At 60.7% G+C, this 18,822-nt stretch carries 18 protein-coding genes; 6 read left to right on the forward strand and 12 right to left on the reverse strand.

Annotated elements, in window-relative coordinates; translation table 11 throughout:
* Positions 1–742: 742 nt before the first annotated feature.
* Together TQ39_RS18180 and TQ39_RS18185 are read left to right on the forward strand one after the other, a co-directional pair.
* Positions 743–1,588, forward strand: a complete 846-nt coding sequence (locus tag TQ39_RS18180; RefSeq protein ID WP_050006588.1) for an NAD(P)H-hydrate dehydratase — start codon at positions 743–745, stop codon at positions 1,586–1,588.
* A 71-nt stretch (positions 1,589–1,659) separates the two neighbouring features.
* Positions 1,660–2,403 (forward strand): Bax inhibitor-1/YccA family protein, encoded by a 744-nt coding sequence (locus TQ39_RS18185; RefSeq protein WP_009322577.1) that lies wholly within the window; start codon positions 1,660–1,662, stop codon positions 2,401–2,403.
* 427 nt (positions 2,404–2,830) lie between these two features.
* On the opposite strand, the gene bilS is transcribed toward TQ39_RS18185, so the two are convergent.
* On the reverse strand, positions 2,831–3,361 hold the full coding sequence (gene bilS, locus TQ39_RS18190; RefSeq protein ID WP_050006598.1) for a flavodoxin family protein BilS: 531 nt from the start codon (positions 3,359–3,361) through the stop codon (positions 2,831–2,833).
* Between the two features lie 231 nt (positions 3,362–3,592).
* Here bilS and TQ39_RS18195 point away from each other — a divergent pair, with 231 nt between their 5' ends.
* Genes TQ39_RS18195 through TQ39_RS18205 form a run of 3 tightly spaced genes read left to right on the forward strand, consistent with a single transcriptional unit; the run spans position 3,593 to position 6,784 of the window.
* The gene (locus TQ39_RS18195; RefSeq protein ID WP_050006589.1) at positions 3,593–3,985 is read left to right on the forward strand and encodes a BlaI/MecI/CopY family transcriptional regulator; all 393 of its coding nucleotides are present in this window, start codon (positions 3,593–3,595) and stop codon (positions 3,983–3,985) included.
* Complete coding sequence (locus tag TQ39_RS21885) at positions 3,975–5,639, forward strand: M23/M56 family metallopeptidase (RefSeq protein ID WP_156146411.1); 1,665 nt, start codon at positions 3,975–3,977, stop codon at positions 5,637–5,639. Before TQ39_RS18195 ends, TQ39_RS21885 begins: the two co-directional genes overlap by 11 nt.
* A gap of 14 nt (positions 5,640–5,653) precedes the next feature.
* Positions 5,654–6,784 (forward strand): murein hydrolase activator EnvC family protein, encoded by a 1,131-nt coding sequence (locus TQ39_RS18205; RefSeq protein ID WP_050006591.1) that lies wholly within the window; start codon positions 5,654–5,656, stop codon positions 6,782–6,784.
* A gap of 97 nt (positions 6,785–6,881) precedes the next feature.
* Here TQ39_RS18205 and TQ39_RS18210 read toward each other — a convergent pair whose 3' ends face one another.
* From TQ39_RS18210 to TQ39_RS18260, 11 genes are all read right to left on the reverse strand, one after another.
* A complete protein-coding gene (locus tag TQ39_RS18210) occupies positions 6,882–8,120 on the reverse strand; it encodes a hypothetical protein (protein ID WP_050006592.1) in 1,239 nt (412 codons plus the stop codon).
* The gene (locus TQ39_RS18215; protein ID WP_050006593.1) at positions 8,117–8,662 is read right to left on the reverse strand and encodes an RNA polymerase sigma factor; all 546 of its coding nucleotides are present in this window, start codon (positions 8,660–8,662) and stop codon (positions 8,117–8,119) included. Before TQ39_RS18215 ends, TQ39_RS18210 begins: the two co-directional genes overlap by 4 nt.
* A gap of 661 nt (positions 8,663–9,323) precedes the next feature.
* A complete protein-coding gene (locus TQ39_RS18220; RefSeq protein ID WP_050006594.1) occupies positions 9,324–11,045 on the reverse strand; it encodes an ATP-binding protein in 1,722 nt (573 codons plus the stop codon).
* Between the two features lie 6 nt (positions 11,046–11,051).
* Positions 11,052–11,771: a response regulator transcription factor gene (locus TQ39_RS18225; protein ID WP_009322570.1), complete on the reverse strand. Its 720-nt coding sequence runs from the start codon at positions 11,769–11,771 to the stop codon at positions 11,052–11,054.
* A 353-nt stretch (positions 11,772–12,124) separates the two neighbouring features.
* Entirely contained in the window at positions 12,125–12,787 is a 663-nt protein-coding gene (gene phoU / locus TQ39_RS18230; RefSeq protein WP_009322569.1) for a phosphate signaling complex protein PhoU, read from the reverse strand.
* A gap of 106 nt (positions 12,788–12,893) precedes the next feature.
* The gene (pstB, locus tag TQ39_RS18235) at positions 12,894–13,655 is read right to left on the reverse strand and encodes a phosphate ABC transporter ATP-binding protein PstB (protein ID WP_009322568.1); all 762 of its coding nucleotides are present in this window, start codon (positions 13,653–13,655) and stop codon (positions 12,894–12,896) included.
* Positions 13,656–13,687: 32 nt separating this feature from the next.
* The gene (gene pstA / locus TQ39_RS18240; RefSeq protein ID WP_009322567.1) at positions 13,688–14,554 is read right to left on the reverse strand and encodes a phosphate ABC transporter permease PstA; all 867 of its coding nucleotides are present in this window, start codon (positions 14,552–14,554) and stop codon (positions 13,688–13,690) included.
* Positions 14,551–15,468 carry a phosphate ABC transporter permease subunit PstC gene (pstC, locus tag TQ39_RS18245; RefSeq protein WP_009322566.1) on the reverse strand — a complete coding sequence of 306 codons (918 nt, stop codon included), beginning with the start codon at positions 15,466–15,468 and terminating at the stop codon, positions 14,551–14,553. Before pstC ends, pstA begins: the two co-directional genes overlap by 4 nt.
* An 88-nt stretch (positions 15,469–15,556) precedes the next feature.
* A complete protein-coding gene (locus TQ39_RS18250) occupies positions 15,557–16,450 on the reverse strand; it encodes a phosphate ABC transporter substrate-binding protein (RefSeq protein WP_050006595.1) in 894 nt (297 codons plus the stop codon).
* A gap of 253 nt (positions 16,451–16,703) precedes the next feature.
* Entirely contained in the window at positions 16,704–17,426 is a 723-nt protein-coding gene (locus tag TQ39_RS18255) for a tRNA threonylcarbamoyladenosine dehydratase (RefSeq protein ID WP_009322564.1), read from the reverse strand.
* A 192-nt stretch (positions 17,427–17,618) separates the two neighbouring features.
* The gene (locus TQ39_RS18260) at positions 17,619–18,062 is read right to left on the reverse strand and encodes a hypothetical protein (RefSeq protein ID WP_050006596.1); all 444 of its coding nucleotides are present in this window, start codon (positions 18,060–18,062) and stop codon (positions 17,619–17,621) included.
* Positions 18,063–18,356: 294 nt separating this feature from the next.
* On the opposite strand from TQ39_RS18260, the gene TQ39_RS18265 reads away from it, so the two are divergent.
* The gene (locus TQ39_RS18265; RefSeq protein WP_050006599.1) at positions 18,357–18,734 is read left to right on the forward strand and encodes a TnpV protein; all 378 of its coding nucleotides are present in this window, start codon (positions 18,357–18,359) and stop codon (positions 18,732–18,734) included.
* Positions 18,735–18,822 lie beyond the last annotated feature (88 nt).

Genomic DNA, 18,822 nt, shown 5'->3' on the forward strand with positions numbered 1-18,822 from the left:
GCCGCGGCTGAATCTCTGTGTGTCGGCGCGCCGGCCGCGTTTTTTAACAACGGGAAGCGCGCTGAGCCGGCCGCCGCGGCTGAATCTCTGTGTGTCGGCGCGTTGGCCGCGTTTTTTTAACAACGGGAAGCCTGCTTTACGGGCCTCCGCAGCTAAATTCTTTTAACAGCGGAAAACGCATTGAGCCAGCCGCCGCAGCTGAATCTCTGTGCGTCGGCGCGCCGGCCATGTTTTTAACAATGGGAAACCCGATTTACGGGCCGCTGCGGCTGAATTTTTTCAACAACGGAAAACCATTGAGCCAGCCGCCGCGGCTGAATCTCTGTGCGTCGGCGCGCCAGCCGCGTTTTTAACAATGGGAAACCCGATTTACAGGCCGCTGCGGCTGAATTTTTTCAACAACGGAAAACCATTGAGCCAGCCGCCGCGGCTGAATCTCTGTGCGTCGGCGCGCCGGCCATGTTTTTAACAATGGGAAACCTGCTTTGTCCCGGACTGCAGCCCTCGCAAATATTTTCGGGCCCGTTCGTCTGAGAAGCGGATTTTGTGATACAATAATAGCAAAGTCTGCAATACCAGTATACCATATTTTCAGGCTCACGCTTTGCGCGCCGCCCGTGTTCACTAAAAAAAGCTGACGCCCGCGCCGCGGCCCGCATGCCCCGCCCGCGGCTCGTGTGCACCGGGCGGTCCTATGGTCCCGTACTCCCGGCTCCGCCGCTGTAAAAAAGGAAGTGTTCTTATGCCTGCTGTCATCACGAATGAAATGGTGTTCGCCGCTTTGCCGCCGCGTCCCCCGGAAAGCCACAAGGGCGCGTACGGCCGTGTGCTGGCTGTCTGCGGCTGCCCGGCCTACCGCGGCGCCGCCGCCCTTTCCGTGCTGGGCGCACTGCGCGCCGGCGCGGGTGTCGTTACGCTGGCCGCGGGAGAATCCGTCATCCAAAGCATTGCCGCGCGCGTTCTGGAGGCCACATTCCTGCCGCTGCCGGATGAAAGCGCGCTCGCCTCCATGGCCGAAACCGCCACCGTATGCCTGGCGGGCTGCGGGCGTGAAGCCGATGAAACCACCGCGCGGGAAATGAAGCTTCTGCTGGAACGCACCCGCGGCACAGTGGTGCTGGACGCCGGCGGCCTGTGCAGCCTTGCCGCCGAAAAGCAGGCCATGCGCCCCGCGGCCGGGCGGCTCATCGTCACGCCGCATCCGGGCGAAATGGCGCGCCTTGCCCACACCTCCGTGCAGCAGGTGCTGGCAGCGCCTGCCGAAACGGCGCTGGCCATGGCCAAACAGCTGGACGCCGTGGTGGTGCTGAAGGGCCACCGCACACTGACGGCCACGCCGGCCGGGCGGCTGTACGAAAACCGTACCGGAAACGCGGGCCTGGCCCGCGGCGGCAGCGGCGATGTGCTGGCCGGGATGATTGCCGGGCTGGCCGCGCAGGGCCTGGCCCCGGCGCAGGCAGCCGTGTGCGGCGTTTATCTGCACGGCCTCGCGGCCGACCGGTGCGCGGCGCGCCTGTCCCAGCAGGGCATGCTGCCGGAGGATATTCTGGTAGACCTTTGCGCGCTGTATCTTGAAAACGGGCGTTGAGCATGCTATACTTTTGTCATGTGCAATACGGCACATTCCACCCATACACAACAGAAATGAGGGATTGATCCATGAATGAGCAACAGGGCCTTGACCCTATGTTCCAGGAAAATGGCAGCCAGTGGATGGAGGGCGGTCTCGCCTCCGAGCCTCTGAACGTATATACCGCCAAGACCTTTGGCTGGATGTTCCTGGGTTTGCTGGTCACGTTCGGTACCGCTATCGCGTTTTCTGCGGGCGGCGGCCTGTATTACCTGCTGACGATGGGCATGCCTGCGGTATTCGCGCTTGCCATTGCCGAGATCGTCGTGGTGATGGTGCTTTCCGCCCGTCTGCATAAGCTGAGCATCGGCGCGGCCCGCGGCCTGTTCTTCGCCTACGCGGTGCTCAACGGCATCACGTTTTCCGCGGTCTTTTTCGCTTACGACGTTCAGATCCTGCTCACCGTGTTCGCGCTGACCTCGCTGTATTTCGGCGTGCTGGCGGCCTACGGCTGGTTCACCAAGCGCGACCTTTCCGGCCTGCGTCCTATCCTGACGGCCGGGCTGATCTTCCTTTTGGTATTCTGGCTCATCTCCATGTTCCTGCCGCTCTCCGGGTTCGACCGCATCATCTGCTTTGTCGGCCTGGCCGTGTTCATGGGCCTGACGGCATATGATACGCAGAAGATCAAACAGCTGCACGCAGCGTTCGAAGGCGATTACGAAATGTCGAAGAAAGCGTCCATCTTCGCGGCGCTCCAGCTTTATCTGGACTTCATCAACATCTTCCTGTATATCCTGCGCCTGCTGGGCCGCCGCAGCAGCAGCAACTGATTTTTGATTGCTCCGCAATAAAAAACCCATCTCAATAACAACGGAAAGCTTGCCTGACCGGCAAACACACAGAGATTCGGCTGTGTGTTTCGGTCAGGCAAGCTTTTTCTATGCCAAAAACACCACTGTTCACTCCTGCTTACAGGGATTCAGCCGCAGCGGTGTCCCCAGCAAGCTTCCCACTGTTAAAAGCGCCGCACGGCATGCCTGCTTACAGAGATTCAGCCGCAATGGTCTCCCCAGCAAGCTTCCCATTGTTAAAAGCGCCGCACGGCATGCCTGCTTACAGAGATTCAGCCGCAATGGTCTCCCCAGCAAGCTTCCCATTGTTAAAAGCGCCGCACGGCATGCCTGCTTACAGAGATTCAGCCGCAATGGTCTCCCCAGCAAGCTTCCCATTGTTAAAAGCGCCGCACGGCATGCCTGCTTACAGGGATTCAGCCGCAGCGGTGTCCCCAGCAAGCTTCCCATTGCTAAAAAATGCGGCGGCGGCGAGGTCCGCTTCGTCCGGATGAGACAGCGCGCGGTCGAAATTTTCCAGCATGCGTTTTGCGTTGGCGTTTTCCGGGTCCTGCTCCAATTGCGCGGCAAAGCGGGCGCGCACGCTGCCGGGCATCCGGCCCTGACACATCCAGCCGCCCAGATATACGGCGTCCGAAGGCAGCAGCTTTTTCACATTCTCCAGCAGCATATTGAAATAGTCCGGGTCCCCGCCGAACCCCGCCGTACCGAACAGCGCCACCTTTTTGCCGCCGCACAAAGGCAAAAACCCGGCCATGTCCTGTGCGCATGTGCCCTTGTCTGTCCAGAATCCGGCGAATATCACGTCCGCGTCAAGAGCCTCCGGCGCGGGCGCGCCGCGGTAAACGCAGCCCTCCGGCGGCAGCGCGGCGGCAATGGCGTCCGCCACGGCCTGGGTATTGCCCGTTTTACTGCTTGTCACGATGGAATATGTCATAAAAATCAAACCGTCCTTTCCTGGTGCGTCCCTGTGCGGGCACATCCGCGGCCGCGCCGCGGCCGGCCGCCTCTTCTGCTTCGCCGCCCGTCCCACAGGCGGCTGCTTTTATTATGTACCCCTTCCCCGCGTTTTGCAATCGTCTTCCGCTGTTTTTTCGTTGACAAATGTCACGGAATATGATACCGTAAAATCAACGACAATTGTCAACGAAAAAGGAGGGACCGGACAATGCCGAAAAAACCGCTTGAAAGACTGCCGGAGGCTGAGCTGGACGTGATGCTCGCGCTGTGGACACACACGCAGCCCGTGCGCACCGCACGCCTGCTGGAGGACCTTGCGGATAAGGCGTGGTCGCTTTCCACGCTCAAGGTCCTGCTGGGCCGCCTGGCGGACAAAAGCTTCGTGGAAGTAACGCGCGAGGGCCGCTTCACGCTGTACCGCGCACGGGTGCGGGAGGAAGACTACCGCCGCATGGAGACAAACGGCCTGCTGCGGCGCTACTACAAAAACTCCGTGGCGGGTATGGTCGCCGCGCTGGTGCAGGACGAAGCGCTTACCGGCAGCGAATTGGCAGAGCTGAAAGAACTGCTGCGAAAGGCGGGCGAGCCCGGTGCTGAATGACCTGTTTTACGCTGTGCTGGGCATGCTGCCCTGGACATGCGCGCTCATCGCGGCGCTGCTGGTACTGCGGCATTTTGCGCGTGCCACGCTGTCCGCACGGTTCTTCCGGCTGGCCTGGCTGATCCTTGCCGTCCGCCTTGCGCTGCCTGTCAGCTTCGCGGTGCCGGTGCAGGACAGGCCCGCGCCGTTGTCCATCCCGCTCCCCACGGCCGCCGTCCGGCAAGCGGCGCTCCCCGCCGCCCCGGCAGAAAGCGGCGGCGCACAGCAGGCGGCGGCCTCCGGGCCCGGTAAGGCTGTGCCCGTTCCTTCGGCCCCCGCCCCGGCGGGGCCGCTCCGCTCCCGGCCCGGGCTTGCCGGGGCCGTCTGGCTGGTCGGCGCGGCGCTGTGCCTGGCCGCGCGCCTGGCTGCCTATGGGACGTCCATGCGCCGTCTGCGCCGTGGGCGGGTGCCGCTTGCGGACGAAACGCTTGCGGACGCCTGCCGCGCCGCCTTCGGCCGGAGCATGCGCGTCTACGCCGTGGCCGGGCTGGATACGCCCATGCTGGCGGGCCTTTTGCGTCCGGCGGTCTATCTGCCGGAGGGCGCGGGCCTGCGCGCGGACACGCTGCCCTATGTGCTGGCCCATGAAGCGCGCCACCGGAGCGCCGGGCATATCCCCTTCCAGTTCGTGCTGGCGGCCGCCTGTGCCCTGCACTGGTTCGACCCGCTGGTGTGGTGCATGGCCCGCGCCGCGCGGCAGGATATGGAGCTTGCCTGCGACGAAGCCGTGCTGGCAGGCCGTGACATGGCTTACCGCAGAGCCTACGGCGCGGCGGTGCTGGACGTGCTGGCGTCCGCGCGCAGGCGGCGCATATCCGCGCTCACCACCGGCTTTGCCTCCGGCGCAGGAGAAACCAGACGCCGCTTTGCAGAAATGCTCAGCCTGCGAAAAAAGCAGCGCGGCACGCCGCTTTTGTGCCTTCTGCTGGCCCTTGTGGTGCTGGCCAGCACGCTCGTTGCCTGCGCCGCCCCGGCCCGGTCGGATACCGCCGCGCCTGTTTACAAGGGCGGCACGCCCCAGCCCACGTCCGGAGAAGCACCGGAGGAACGGCTGGAACGCCTGCGCGAAGAATTACAGACGCTCCAGGCGGAAATCGGCCGCCTCGAAGCGCTTGCCGCGCAGGATAGCTCCTTAGAGGAAATACAGCGGCAATATCTGCAGGCGCAGCAGGAGTGGGCAAAATGGTCCGCCGCCGTGCCTGAAGGCGCGCCGTCCGGCGGCGCGGCCCAATTCGCCTGGCCCCTGCCGGGTTACACAACGCTTTCCTCTGATTTCGGTACGGCGCGCAGGGTATACGGCGCAAAGGACGTACACACCGGCATGGATATCCCCGCCCCGGCGGGTACGCCCGTCTACGCCGCGGCCGACGGAGCAGCCAGCCTCAACAACCACTGGGTGATGGGCATTTCCGTCAAGCTGGATCACGGCGGCAGCCTGACGACGCTGTACGGTCATCTGTCCGCGTGCGCGGTGAAGGATGGCGACCTCGTGGAAAAAGGCCAGCTCATCGGTTATGTGGGCAGCACAGGCAACAGTACCGGAAACCATCTGCATTTTGAAGTGGACCTGAACGGCGACCCCGTTTCGGCGTGGCCTTACCTCAATGCCGAATAGGAGGTTTTCCGCGAATGTACAAAAAAGGAATGCGGCGCGCCGCCGCTCTGCTGGCCGTTTGCTGGCTGGGGCTGCTGTTCCGGGCGGCGGCTGAAACGCCCGCCGAAAAGCTGGAGCGGCTGCGTGCCGAGCAGCAGGCCATCGAGCAGCAGATCGAGCAAAACCGGACCGACGCCGCCCGCGCCGGAGACCTTGTGAACCTGTATACGGCCAAGGAGCAGAACGTCAAAGCCCAGATCGCGGTGCTTCAATTGAAAATACAGGAATGTGAAGCACAGCTTGCCGGCACGCAGGCCCAGGTGGCAGCCAAACTGCTGGAGGTGGACCGAAGCACCCAAAGCTTTGAGGCGCGCATGAAGGGCATGTACGAAATGAGCCGTCAATCCGGCCTTGCCGTTCTGCTGGGCGCGGACAGTCTCTCTGAGATGCTCACATTCGGAGAATATTTGCAGCGCATCGCGGTGCGTGACACACGGCTCATCGCCGAGCTGACAGCCCGCCGGGAAGAGCTGGCCGCCCTCGCCGCGCGGCAGCAGGCGGAGCTGGACGCGCTGGACGCATCCAATGCGGAACTGGAAGCCGCTGCAAATGAATATGCCGCGGCGCTGCAGCAGGCAAACGCCCGGCTTTCCGCCGCGCAGGCGGCCGAGCAGGCCGGCGCGGCCGCCTTTGCCGCCAAGGAGCAGGAGATCGCCGCGGCGGAACGGGAATACGCGGAATGGGCCGCCCAAAGCGACAACGACGCGCCCGAATACACAGGCGGCGCGTTTTACTGGCCGCTGCCGGGCTATTCCACCGGCTCGCCCATGGGCTGGCGCACGCTGAACGGCGTACAGGAATTCCACCGCGGCATGGATATCCCCGCGCCGCTGGGTACAAAAATCTACGCGGCGGCGGACGGTGTTGTCAGCACAAAAGCACACTACACGTACGGCACCTGTGTCAAGCTGAGCCATGGCGGCGGGCTGGTGACCATTTACGCCCATATGTCCGCCTGGGCCGAGGGCATCGCCGACGGCGTCCCTGTCAAGCAGGGCCAGCTCATCGGTTATGTGGGCCGAACGGGCCGCGCATATGGATACCACCTGCATTTCGAGGCGAACCTGAACGGCGCGCCCGTGGACGTTCGCGATTATCTGGGGTAGCGCGTTCGTTTGGCCCTGCGGCCACGCGCAGAAAAGAACAGCGGCCCGCGCGTCCAGGCAACGTGCGGCCGCTGTTTTTGTATGCGGAAAAGGCTGTTCAAGGCAACGGATAAGATATGCCGTCTATTTCAATGGCCGCGACTGCCTCAGGGTCTAAAATATCCTTCAGCATATACCCTGCCACAAACTCGCTTTTGCCCCGCGCCCCGTCCGGCGTAACGCGCCATTCCGTCAACTGATCACCATAAATCGTGATGCGGGAGCCATTTTGAAATACAAGCTCGGCGTTCCGCAGGTAATGATAGAACGGCTCGTTCATCGCCTCCTCCGGAGGGGGCGGAAGCTGCCTGGCTGCCATATTGGGATCCGCCCCACTGCCGGAGATGCGCACGGAGACAGGAGATATCCGTACCGTTTCCACGCGCATCTTCAGGTGCTGCGGCGCGCACTCGGTATGCTTGAGGTCCGTGGATGCCCCATAAAGCTTGAATTCCGGGTAGTATATCCCCGCGCAAAACTCCACGGCCGCATCCTTCAGCCTCCATTCCCGGGCAGATGCTGCGGGCGGAAGCTCCAGAAGTATCGTCTGCGCCGTGCCTGGGTCGGCTTCGCTGCACACGCACAGCGCCAGCGTTTCGGCCCATTCGGGAATGCGGCCCCGGTTGTAGAAACGGTACCAGCCGCCGCCCAGCTCCTGCGGCGCGCCGCCTACAAACGAAAAACTGTACATCATTTCCTCCGGCGTCATCGTCAGGGCCGGGCATTCGATCACCGCCCCGGGCGGAGTGTCTCCCGCCGCGAGCGGCACAAAGGAGAACTTCGAGGGGAACTCGCCGGCACCATGGTCGACATTCGTTGTCACAAACCGGCTTGCCTCCCGGGCGCTGTCCGCCGATACGTCATACAGAACAAAAGCGTTCTCCTTATCCCGCAAAAGAGCCGTGATGCGCATGGTATGGCCGTCCACGGTCACTTCCTTGCTCGTGTAGGCCGCGCCGTATCGTTCCACCACCGCGTCGGCGCCCGTTCGCCGTGTCATGGGAGCAAAATACTGTACCGCACCGATGACGGCTGTACAGGCGCACAGGGCCAACGCAGCCGCCAAAACGGCCCACAGGCGGCCCCGTCCGCGAAAGCCGCCCCGGCGTTTTTCAGGCGGAGCCGCTGCGTCCGGCACGATGGCGGGTACCGCTGTGGAGGCCTTCTGCGCGCCGGGGAGGTTCTCAGCCGCTCCCTGCTCCAGCACGCGGCGCACAAGCGTCTCCTGCTTCTCCTGGGGCAGCGGCGGAGAAAGAAATTCCAGCCCGTTGACGACGGGCAGCAATGCTTCGTTCATAAGGACACCTCCTTTTCCAGCAAAGCACGCAGCTTTTTGCGCGCACGCGCCAGCTTGGTGCGCACGGTAGCATCCGGCAGGCCGTAGTGCTCGGCGATGGCCCTTGTCTCCTCACAGTACAAATAGCGCCGTAGAAATATTTCCCCGTCCGGCGGCGGCAGCGCCAAAATCATCCCCGCAAGCTCCCGCGTTTCCAGGAGGCTTTCCAGTTCTACGGCAAAATCCATATCTTCCTCCCGCCCGTCAAGCGGGAACAACACACCCCGGCGCGTCAACGCCCGGTAACGGTCAATGGCGCAGCTTCGGGCCGTACGCACCACATAACCCCGCAGAGCCGTGCCCGCGGGCAGGCTGGACGCGTTGCGCCACAGACGGACAAAAGTATCGGCGGCAGCCTCGTCCGCGTCCTCGGCGTGGCCCCGCAAGATAGCCGTGCAAATGGCATGCACAGGCCCACCGAACAACTCCATCAGCCTGCGCAGGCCCTCCTGCGGGTCGTTTTGCAGCAGCGCGGCCGCGGCGGTGTAATCGTCGTGCAGCAAGGTGGTTCCTCCCTTCAAAAGTGGGTTCCCACACAGAATAACGCCGGAAACAGCCGTTGTGTTTCAAAAACAATTTTTGATTGCTGCGCAATAAAAAAGCTCATCTTAATGGCCGCAGGCCGGGACGGCCTGCAGAACCGAAAAACCAGCCTGCGGCTGTTTTTTATTTCTGTGAAACGCAGCAAATATTTTCGGCGTTGTTCTGTATGAAAACAATACCGAATGGTACCGGCCTCTTTGCTTCGCAGCCGGAACAGCCCTCCCGGCCTTTCTCCCCTTTGACGAGGCCTTTTGGCAAAACGACAAATTTTGCAGCTTCACGAACAATCTGGCCCCAATACTGTTATAATGGAATTGTCCGACTGGAACAGCCTTTTCTCTAAAACAAAAGGAGAGCAAAGCGACGGATAAAATCACGTTTCTTCTTGAAGTTGATATAGCATTATGCTTGTTGTGGCTTGTTATCTATTACTATCGCAGGTCAAATCAGGACAAGCAGCAGCAGGCTTTCGCGCTGTATCTTTTCTGCAAACGCCAAACGCCCCGCACCATCCGGTGCGGGGCGTTTTTCATCCATGCGGCCGTCTTATCCCTTTTGCACGCAAAAGCGGTGCGGCGGGTAACACAAAATTTTCTGCCAAAAGCGCCTGTGTCCGCTCTGTCAGTCCTGCACAGGGAACAGCACCGTGAAGGTATTGCCGTCCGGCGCGGCCGTTACGGTGACGCTGGCGCCGTAATTGGTGGCGATGTGCTTCACGATGGCAAGCCCCAGCCCCGTGCCGCCCGCCGCCTTGCTGCGGCCCTTGTCGATGCGGTAGAACCGTTCAAAGATACGCTGGGCGTATTCCGGCGCAATGGGCTCGCCCGTGTTGAACACGCGCAGGCACGGCGCGCCGTTCTCGTTCGTGAGGTTCACTTCCACGCGGCCGCCCTGCCGGTTGTACTTGACGGCGTTGGTGATGAGGTTGCCCGCCAGCTCGCTCATCTCCCGGTGGGAGGCCGAAAGCACACAGGGCTGCGTGGTGCACGAGATGCTCACCTTGCTGCTTCTGGCAAATTCCGCCGCGTCCGAGCAGCACTCGCTCACCACGGAGGCAAGGTCCAGCACCTCCCGCTCAAAGGTAATGTCGCCGCTTTCCAGGCGGCTGATCATGATGATATCGCTGATGAGGCTGCTCATGCGCATCGTCTCCTTGAGGATACGCTTGGAGATCGCCTCCTGCTTGTTGCCGCCCAAGGGCATATCGCTGCACAGCAGCTCGGCAAAGCCCTTGATGGAGGTGATGGGCGTTTTCAGCTCATGTGAAGCGGATTCAAAGAAATCCTGCCGCATCTTGGCCGCGTTGCGCTGCGCCGTCACGTCCGAGATAATGATGATGGCGCCGCCGTCGATGGCGCCCGTGTCCTCGGGCTTCACGCGGCTGATGTTCACCTCGCCCTTGCGCTTATCGGGCAGCGGCATATCCACGGCCACGTGGCCGCCTTTTTTCAGCACCGCCGCCACGCCGTCGATGAGCGGGATGTTGCGCGTGGCGTGCAGGATGTTCTTGCCCTGGGCCTCGGTTTTTTTCACACCGAACGCGCGGCACGCCGACGCATTGATGAGCAGGATGTTCTGGTCCGTATCCAGCAGCACGAAGCCCTCGTTCATGTTGTCCAGGATATAGTCGATCTTCGCCTTTTCCCGCTCCAGGCGGCGCATGTTCCGGGCGATCTCCTCCGACATGCGGTTGATATCGCCCGCCATGGCCTGCAATTCCTCATAAGGGTATTTCTCCGGCTCCAGCCGTGCGCCGCCCTCCTGCACGTTTTTCAGGCTTTCGGTAAAATCGGAAATAGGGTCCGTCACGGTTTTCGCCACGCGCGTGGCCACGAACGCCGCCACTGCAAAAGCGACCAGCCCGGCGCCCAGCAGCGCGGGCAGCAGGCTTACAAGGTCCCGCAAAAAGCCGTTGTACTGCATGGCCACACGGATATACTCCCCGCCCTGCGTGCGCACCGCCGCATACATCAGGCGGGTGCCGAGCGTCTCGCTGGGGCGCACGGAGATGCCCACGCCCGCGCCCTCTGCCGCTTTCAGCTCCTCGCGGCCGGCGTGGTTTTCCATGGTTTTGTAATCGGCGGCGGAATCGCCCAGCACCGTGCCGTCCTTTGCAATGACCGTTACGCGAAGCCCGCCGATCTGCCGCGAAAACTGCGACGCCTGCGCGTCGGCGTCGCCGTTCGCGTCATAGGCGGAGCCCAGCGCCGTGGCAAGGCTGCGCAGCTGTGTCTCCGTCTGCTGCGTGGTCTTTGCGTCAAAAATCGCCGCCGTCAGCAAAAGGCAGCACACAAGGCCCGCGCACAATACGAGCGCCGTGCTTTTCAGAATGCTTTTCTTCATGTCCTTTTACCCTTCTTTTTCCACTTCGCCCAGAAAGCGGTATCCCACACCGCGTACGGTTTTAATGTACCGGGGCGCGGTGCTCTCGTCGCCCAGCTTATGGCGCAGCGTGCCGATGTGCATGTCCAGCGTGCGCGTTTCGCCGATGAAGTCGTAGCCCCAAACACTTTGCAGCAGTTCGTCGCGGCTCATGGCGCCGGGCGCGTTCTCCATCAGCTCACGCAGTAGCTCAAATTCCTTATAGGTCAGTTCCAGCAGAGCCCCGTCCCGTGTGGCCTCGCGCACCGCAAGGTCCAGCTTCAGGCCGCCGCTTTTCAGCACGCCGCCCTTTTTCGGCGCGGGCGCGGCGCCGCCGCGCCGCAGCAGCGCGCGCACACGGGCGCACAGCTCCAGCACGCTGAACGGTTTTGTCATGTAATCGTCCGCGCCTGCATCCAGGCCGATGATCTTATCGTTTTCAGAATCCTTGGCGGTCAGCATCATTACGGGCACGCCCGCAAGGCGCGCGTTCGCACGCATCAGCTTCAGCGCCGTAATGCCGTCCATACCGTCCAGCATGATGTCCAGCACCGCCGCGTCCGGCACGGTATTCTCCATTTCAGCCAGCGCGTCGGCCGCATTCGGGAACGCGCTTACCGTATAGCCGGACGAGCGCAGCGCCACCTCCAGCAGCATGCGGATGCTCTCATCATCCTCCACCACAAAAATACGCGGTGCCTTCGGCATACCGATTTTCCTCCTTTTTTAACAATGGGAAGCGCGGCCTTACAGCCGCCGCCTTGAATCTCTTCGCGCAGGATATCACGCAAACTTCCCCGACGGGTTTTCAGCCGCGGGAAGCGCGGCCCTGCAGCCGCCGCCTTGAATCTCTTCGCGCAGGATATCACGCAAACTTTCCCGAACGGTTTTCAACCGCGGGAAGCGCGGCCCTGCAGCCGCCGCCTTGAATCTCTTCGCGCAGGATATCCGGCAGCCTTTCCCGACCGGTTCTCCGCAGCGGGAAGCGCGGCCCTGCAGCCGCCGCCTTGAATTTCTTCGCGCAGAATGCCGGGCAGGGCATTTTGCCGTTTTCCGCAGCCTTACAGGATGCGTTCGCTTTTGTGCATGCCGGTTTTGTAGAACTGCACCCATTCGCAGATGTTCACCGCATGGTCGCCCAAACGCTCCAGATATTTGGCGATCATCAGGTAGTCGATGGCGCAGTCCACATGCTCTTCATTCACGGCGATATACGCGGCAAGGTCTTTTTTGATCTTGTTGAAATAATCGTCCACCACATCGTCCCGGGCAATCACGTCCGCAGCCAGAACCAGGTCCTCCCTGACATAGGACTGGATGGAATCGTCCACCATTTTCTGCGCGGCCTCGGCCATATCCGCAATGTCGGACAAAGAGGCCGGGATGCCGTGCTCCTTGATGTGCGTGGTGATCTCCGCGATATCTGCGGCGGCGTCGCCGATGCGTTCGATATCCGTGATCATCTTGATGGCCGTGGATATTTTCCGAAGGTCGCCCGCCACGGGCTGCTGGCGCAAAAGCAGCGTCAGGCACTGGTGCTCGATGCTGCGCTCCATATCGTCGATGTTGCGGTCCCCCGCAATAACGCTTTGGGCCAGCGCGCCGTCGTTGGCCTCCAGCGCCTCGATCGCTTTGTCGATGGCGTCCGTCGCCAGGGCGCCCATGCGGATGAGCGACGCGGAAAGGCTCTCCAGCTCTGCGTCGAAAGAAAGGCGTGCGTTCATAAGGGTTACTCCTTTATTATAGGTTGTTTGGCAAAAAAGCACAATGGCAGGGCATATTTTTTTACATGCCGCCCCGTGGGAACGGCTGCAAAACAGGCCGCGGGCATCAACCGAAGCGGCCCGTAATGTAGTCCTCGGTCCGCTTGTCCTTCGGCATGGAGAATACCTGCTCGGTCTCGCCGAATTCGATGAGGTCGCCCACCAGGAAGAACGCGCATTTGTCGCTGATGCGCGCGGCCTGCTGCATATTGTGCGTGACGATGACGACGGTGTAGCTTTCTTTCAGTGACGCCATCAATTCCTCAATGCGCATGGTGGAAGCCGGGTCCAGCGCGCTGGTGGGTTCGTCCATCAGCAGCACGTCCGGCTCCACAGCCAGCGCGCGCGCGATGCACATGCGCTGCTGCTGGCCGCCGGAAAGGCCCAGGGCCGACTTTTTCAAACGGTCCTTCACCTCGTCCCACAGCGCCGCGCCGCGCAGTGATTTCTCCACAAGGTCGTTCAGCTCGGCTTTGGAATGCGTGCCGTGCAGCCGGGGGCCGTAGGCGATGTTGTCGTAAATGCTCATGGGGAAAGGGTTCGGCTTCTGGAATACCATGCCGATCTTCTTGCGCAGCCAGGTCACGTCCACCTCTTTGGAAAAAATATCCCGGCCGTTGTACAGCACCTCGCCCTCGATGCGCACGCCGGGCACAAGGTCGTTCATGCGGTTGAGCGTTTTCAGGAATGTAGATTTTCCGCAGCCGGACGGCCCGATGAAAGCGGTGATCTGTTTTTCGGGGATCTGCATATCGATGCCCTTGAGCGCCTCAAAGGCGCCGTAATAAAGCTTGAGACGGTTTGTCTGCAAAATGATGGGGCTTTCCATATTGTTCTTACTCCTCTTTCACTGCTTCGCGGTTACTTCGTTTTTCTGCGCAGCTTCTTTTCCACCAGCTTCGCCGCGCCGTTGATGCACAGCACCAGGAGCATCAGGATGGCCGCGATGGCGAAGCCCACGTCGAACTCGCCGCGTTCGCTCACATACATGTACAGCGCCACGCTGAGGGTGCCGCCGCTGCGCGTGAAGGCCGAAAAGATATTGTTTGCCACAACGGTCCCCACGCCCGCCGTAAACAGCAGCGCGGCGCTTTCGCCCACGATACGGCCGATGGACAAAATGCAGCCTGTTACAATGCCGTCCACCGAGGAAGGCAGAATGATGGTGCGTATCATGTACCATTTTGTCGCACCCAGGCCAAGCGCGCCCTCGCGGTAGCTCTGGGGTACGGTCTTCAGGGATTCCTGCGTGGTGCGGATGATGGTGGGGAGGATCATGATGACCAGCGTGCACCCGCCCGAGAGAAGGCTCGTCTGAAAGCCCAGCATCTGCGCGAAGAACAGCATGCCCACAAGGCCGTAGATAATGGACGGGATGCCCGCCAGGGTCTCGGTGGCGAATTCAACGATGCGGATGAACGTTTTATTGGAGGCATATTCCGTCAGGTACACTGCCGCGCCCACGCCCAGCGGCAGCGCGATGAGCAGGGTGAACAGGATGATATACAATGTGTTCAGGATGTTTGGCAGAATGCCGATGGTATCCTTGAGCACACTGGGCGCCGTGGAGAGCAGCTGTCCGGTGATATGCGGCAGACCGCGCACAAAGATATAGCCGATGAGCACCACCAGCAGCGCCACGGTGAGGAAAGCGCTCAGATATACCACTGTTTTGAAAAAGATATCGTATGCGCGGCGGCGGCCGCTGCGCCTGTCTTGTCCGTTCATGGTTTCTCCCCTTTCTTCAGGAAGAAGTTCAGCAGGCTGTTGATGAGCATGATAAAGCAGAACAGCACCAGCGCGATGCTGAACAGCGCCTGCTTCTGCAGGCCGCTGGCATAGCTCATCTCCTTGGCGACGGCCGTCGTCAGGAAGGTGACGCTCTTGAACAGGCCCGGCATATTGGCCACGTTGCCCGCCACCATCATCACGGCCATGGCCTCGCCGATGGCGCGGCCGATGCCCAGCACGATGCCTGCCACGATGCCGCTTTTGGCCGCCGGGATGCTCACCTTGAAGATCGTTTCGATCTTCGTCGCGCCCAGCGCCAGGCTCGCCTCCTCATACTCGGGCGGCACGGCGTTCAGCGCCGTTTCGCTCACCGAGATGATGGACGGCAGAATCATGATGGCAAGCACCAGAATGGCCGCGAACAGGCAGGTGCCGTTTTTCAAATGGAACAGCTCCATCACAGCCGGCACCAGCACCATCATGCCGATGAGGCCGTACACCACGCTGGGTATGCCCGCCAGCAGCTCCACCGCCGGGCGCACGACCGACGCGACCCGTCGGCTGGCCACCTTGGAAAGGAACACCGCCGTCAGCAGGCCCACGGGCACGCCGATGACGATGGCTCCCAGCGTGCCCCAGATGCTGGTGAGGATGAACGGCAGAATACCGAATTTCGGCTCGGCGGCAGTAGACTTCCATTCGGTGCCGAACAGGAAGTCGAGCAGGCCGATCTCCCGGATGGCCGGCAGGCCGGAGACGACCATATATACGGTGATGAGCGCTACGGCGGCAATGGCCGCCGCGCCGCAGACAAAGAACACCGCGTTCATGATTTTTTCGATCGTTTTTTTCAGCGCGCGCCGGCGCCTGCGTTTGCTCTCGATGCTGTTGTCCAGTGTTGTTTCTTTCATATCCAAAACCCTTTTCGCATCTTCAATGAATCATAGCCGGAAAGAGCCGGCGCCCCGCGCCGGCTCCCCCGCTTTGTTCGGATGTGGATTATTTCGCAACAGGCACGGCGCCCGCGTTCACGATCAGCTCGCTGGCGGCGTCGCTGGTGGCGAACTCGATGAACGCCTGCGCGGCCTCGCTCAGCTCTGCGCCGTCCTTCGTAACGAACACGAACGGACGCTGAATTTTGTAAGTGCCGTCCTGCACGGTCGCCTCGCTGGCGGCCACACCCTCGACGGTAACGGCCTTCACGGTGTCGTCAACCGCAGACAGGGACGCGTAGCCGAAAGCGTTGGGGTTTGCTGCAACGCCCGCGATGACGGCGCCGGTGGAGGTGAGCTCCTGGTCGTATTTGCAGGCGTCCTTCACGTCCACAATGCTTTCAAAGCCGTCGCGCGTGCCGGAACCGGCCTCGCGGCCCACAAGTACAACCGGCATGTCCGGGCCGCCCACTTCGCTCCAGTTGGTGATCTCGCCGGTGGCCAGGCCTTTGATCTGCTCCAGGGTCAGGTCTTCCACCGTGTTCTCGCTGTTCACAATGATGGCGATGCCGTCAAGTGCGAACGTGGTGGCGGTCAGGCCGCCTGCGGCCTCATCGTCCTTCAGCGCACGGCTGGAAAGGCCGATGTCCAGCGTTCCCTCGGCCGCGCCGGTAATGCCCGCGCCGGAGCCCGTGGGGTCGTAGGTGACGTCCACGCCGCTGTTTTCCGCCATGAACGCCTCAATGAACGCGCCGACAACCTTTTCAACCGAGGTGGAACCGCCCGTGGTCACCTTGCCGGACAGCGTGCTGGCGGCAGGCGCGCTGGAAGCAGGCGTGCCGCCGGACGCGCCTGCGGGTTCGCTGGAGGCAGCGGCCGGGGTGGATGAGCCGGTGCCGCCGCATGCGGCGAGGCTCAGCATCATAATGCCGGCCAAAACAATCGCAAAAATCTTTTTCATCGTTTTTTACTCCTTTGCCTTGTTCGCAAATCTTTTCTTTCCCTTTGGGACACCCTTATTTTACAATTCCTTCCTCCGCCGTAAAACCAAGGGAATGTATCGTGTTTGTAAAGCGTTTGTAAACCGCCTGCCGGGCGTGCCGGGGGCGCGGGCCGGTTTACACGGGCTTTACACGGCGCGCCGTTTCCCAGCGGCGGCCTTACCCGCAAAAAAGCGCGGCCGGAGCCTTTCGCCCCGGCCGCGCCGCCTCGCTTTATTCTTCTGCAATGCCCGCGATGATCTTTACCGCCTCGCCCGCCAAAATCATGCCCGCCACGCCGGGCACCCAGCTCACGCTGCCGGGCGCGGGGCGGCCCGCGGTGCCCTTTGTTTCTCCGCCCGGACGGGGCGTCAGCGCGGGCGCGGTGCTGCACACCACGCGCAGGCGCTCCACGCCGCGCCGCCGCAGTTCCCGGCGCAGCACCCGGGCCAGCGGGTCGTTCTGCGTTTTATAAAGGTCCGTCACAACAAATTTTGTCGCATCCAGACGGTTGCCGCACCCCATGGCGCTGACGATGGGCACGCCGGCCTGTGCGGCGCGGGCGATCAGCTCGATCTTCGCGCTGACGGTGTCGATGGCGTCCACGATGCAGTCGTATTCGGAAAGGCTGTATTTCGGCGCGTCCTCCACAGTGTAAAACACGGGCATGCAGGTCACTCTTGCCTGCGGGTTGATGTCCCGGATGCGCGCCGCCATTACGTCCACCTTATATTGCCCCAGGGTAGCGTGGGTGGCTGCGATCTGCCGGTTGATGTTGGAGAGCGCCACCGTGTCGCTGTCGAACAGCGTAAGGCTTCCCACGCCCGCGCGGGCCAGAGCCTCGGCGGCATGCCCGCCTACACCGCCCACGCCGAACACCGCCGCGTGCGCGCCCGCCAGACGCTCCAGGGCCTGCGGCCCCAGCAGCAGCTCGCTGCGTCTGAATTCTTCCCGCATCATTTTCCCTTCCTTTTGCACAAACCTTTGAAATTTAGTATAGCCTAAAGCCGTATGCGCCGTCAATCTTACGTTTTGCAGGACCCTTTTTGAGGAAAGCGTTGCCGGGATATACCTTCGGCGGTTTCTACAAAAACACGTTGATATAGCAGGGGCCCTGTGCTATAATCGGCTCAACAAATCTGCTTTTGCCTATTCTTTAATGCGCCATCTCAATACGTTTGACACAATGTATGTATCTGCTGGCTCTTGAATCGTACTTCCAATTTCAGCAGCATCAAAGCAACTATTATCAGACCACACAATTACACGATGGGGTTTGCCGGGCAGCAAATTATCATGAAAAGCCAAATATGCTTCTAAAATATTACATAGGTAATTGTCCTGCCATCCAATCAGGTGTAGTTGGCGCAAACCGATAAATTGGAGCTCTATGGTTTTGGGTTCCCATTGACGTTGAAATACGACGGATAAAACACGCTCTTCCGGGCCGCCAAAATGCATTGCGCTTTTATCATCAACAAATGCGCCGCTTTGAAAGTTGAGAGATACGATACAGGCGTCATGAAAATCACCATAAGCGGACATCAGCTGTTCAATGTCCTTTTGCGTTTCGGCACTCTGCCAGTTCTCCATTTTATCACCTTCATAAACGGAGATTTGAATTCCTCAAAATCATAGGCATTCGCCGCTGATTATAGGGCGTTAATGAAGTCCTCTGAAACCGCCCCAAACAAAGGATTTTTCGCAATCTGCTCACCGAATCCCTTTATTAAATGTTACACCGTTTCTACAACGCCCGCGCAGCTCATAAGGGCAAAAGCAAGGGCAAGAAAAACCCATAACAGGATATAACAAGGTGTGGCAATCGGGAGCCTGTGACATATGTGCGAATACATCAACGGAACTATTATACAGGAGGATTTCACAATGGAAAAGACCATTTATAACGAAAGCAACGGTTTATGGTACGAACTGCAGGGCGATTACTACATTCCATGCTTGACAGTACCAGCCGAAGAAGAAAAACCTATTGGCATTTGGGGGCAGCGGCATCTGCGGCACATAAAGCAGGAGCGAAAAGCTCTTTACACGGAACTGCTGACCAGCGGCAGGCTGAATACATACCTTGCCGACATCAACGAACAGGCAGCGGAACAAATGCTCCTGCTGACAGAGCAAATGGCCGAACGTGAGGGGGTCACCGAACAGCTCAAAGCGCAGGATCAGATGCAATGGGTGCAGCGGATGAATAACATCCGTGACAGGGCAACAGAGATCGTTAATCATGATCTGATCTACATATAAGGTAAAGGTATCGGGCGGCGGGGAGCAATCCCCGCCACTCTTATCTCTTTTGACAAATAATTGTACGGCTTATTCAGAAGTAGATAGT

The sequence above is a fragment of the Ruthenibacterium lactatiformans genome (assembly GCF_000949455.1).
In the GTDB taxonomy this organism is placed as follows: Bacteria; Bacillota; Clostridia; order Oscillospirales; family Ruminococcaceae; genus Ruthenibacterium; species Ruthenibacterium lactatiformans.

Coding starts and splice junctions, on each gene's coding strand:
- TQ39_RS18180 (WP_050006588.1), top strand. CDS start 743: ATGCCTGCTGTCATCACGAATGAAATGGTGTTCGCCGCTTTGCCGCCG.
- TQ39_RS18185 (WP_009322577.1), top strand. CDS start 1,660: ATGAATGAGCAACAGGGCCTTGACCCTATGTTCCAGGAAAATGGCAGC.
- bilS (WP_050006598.1), bottom strand. CDS start 3,361: ATGACATATTCCATCGTGACAAGCAGTAAAACGGGCAATACCCAGGCC.
- TQ39_RS18195 (WP_050006589.1), top strand. CDS start 3,593: ATGCCGAAAAAACCGCTTGAAAGACTGCCGGAGGCTGAGCTGGACGTG.
- TQ39_RS18205 (WP_050006591.1), top strand. CDS start 5,654: ATGTACAAAAAAGGAATGCGGCGCGCCGCCGCTCTGCTGGCCGTTTGC.
- TQ39_RS18210 (WP_050006592.1), bottom strand. CDS start 8,120: ATGAACGAAGCATTGCTGCCCGTCGTCAACGGGCTGGAATTTCTTTCT.
- TQ39_RS18220 (WP_050006594.1), bottom strand. CDS start 11,045: ATGAAGAAAAGCATTCTGAAAAGCACGGCGCTCGTATTGTGCGCGGGC.
- TQ39_RS18225 (WP_009322570.1), bottom strand. CDS start 11,771: ATGCCGAAGGCACCGCGTATTTTTGTGGTGGAGGATGATGAGAGCATC.
- phoU (WP_009322569.1), bottom strand. CDS start 12,787: ATGAACGCACGCCTTTCTTTCGACGCAGAGCTGGAGAGCCTTTCCGCG.
- pstB (WP_009322568.1), bottom strand. CDS start 13,655: ATGGAAAGCCCCATCATTTTGCAGACAAACCGTCTCAAGCTTTATTAC.
- pstA (WP_009322567.1), bottom strand. CDS start 14,554: ATGAACGGACAAGACAGGCGCAGCGGCCGCCGCCGCGCATACGATATC.
- pstC (WP_009322566.1), bottom strand. CDS start 15,468: ATGAAAGAAACAACACTGGACAACAGCATCGAGAGCAAACGCAGGCGC.
- TQ39_RS18250 (WP_050006595.1), bottom strand. CDS start 16,450: ATGAAAAAGATTTTTGCGATTGTTTTGGCCGGCATTATGATGCTGAGC.
- TQ39_RS18255 (WP_009322564.1), bottom strand. CDS start 17,426: ATGCGGGAAGAATTCAGACGCAGCGAGCTGCTGCTGGGGCCGCAGGCC.
- TQ39_RS18260 (WP_050006596.1), bottom strand. CDS start 18,062: ATGGAGAACTGGCAGAGTGCCGAAACGCAAAAGGACATTGAACAGCTG.
- TQ39_RS18265 (WP_050006599.1), top strand. CDS start 18,357: ATGGAAAAGACCATTTATAACGAAAGCAACGGTTTATGGTACGAACTG.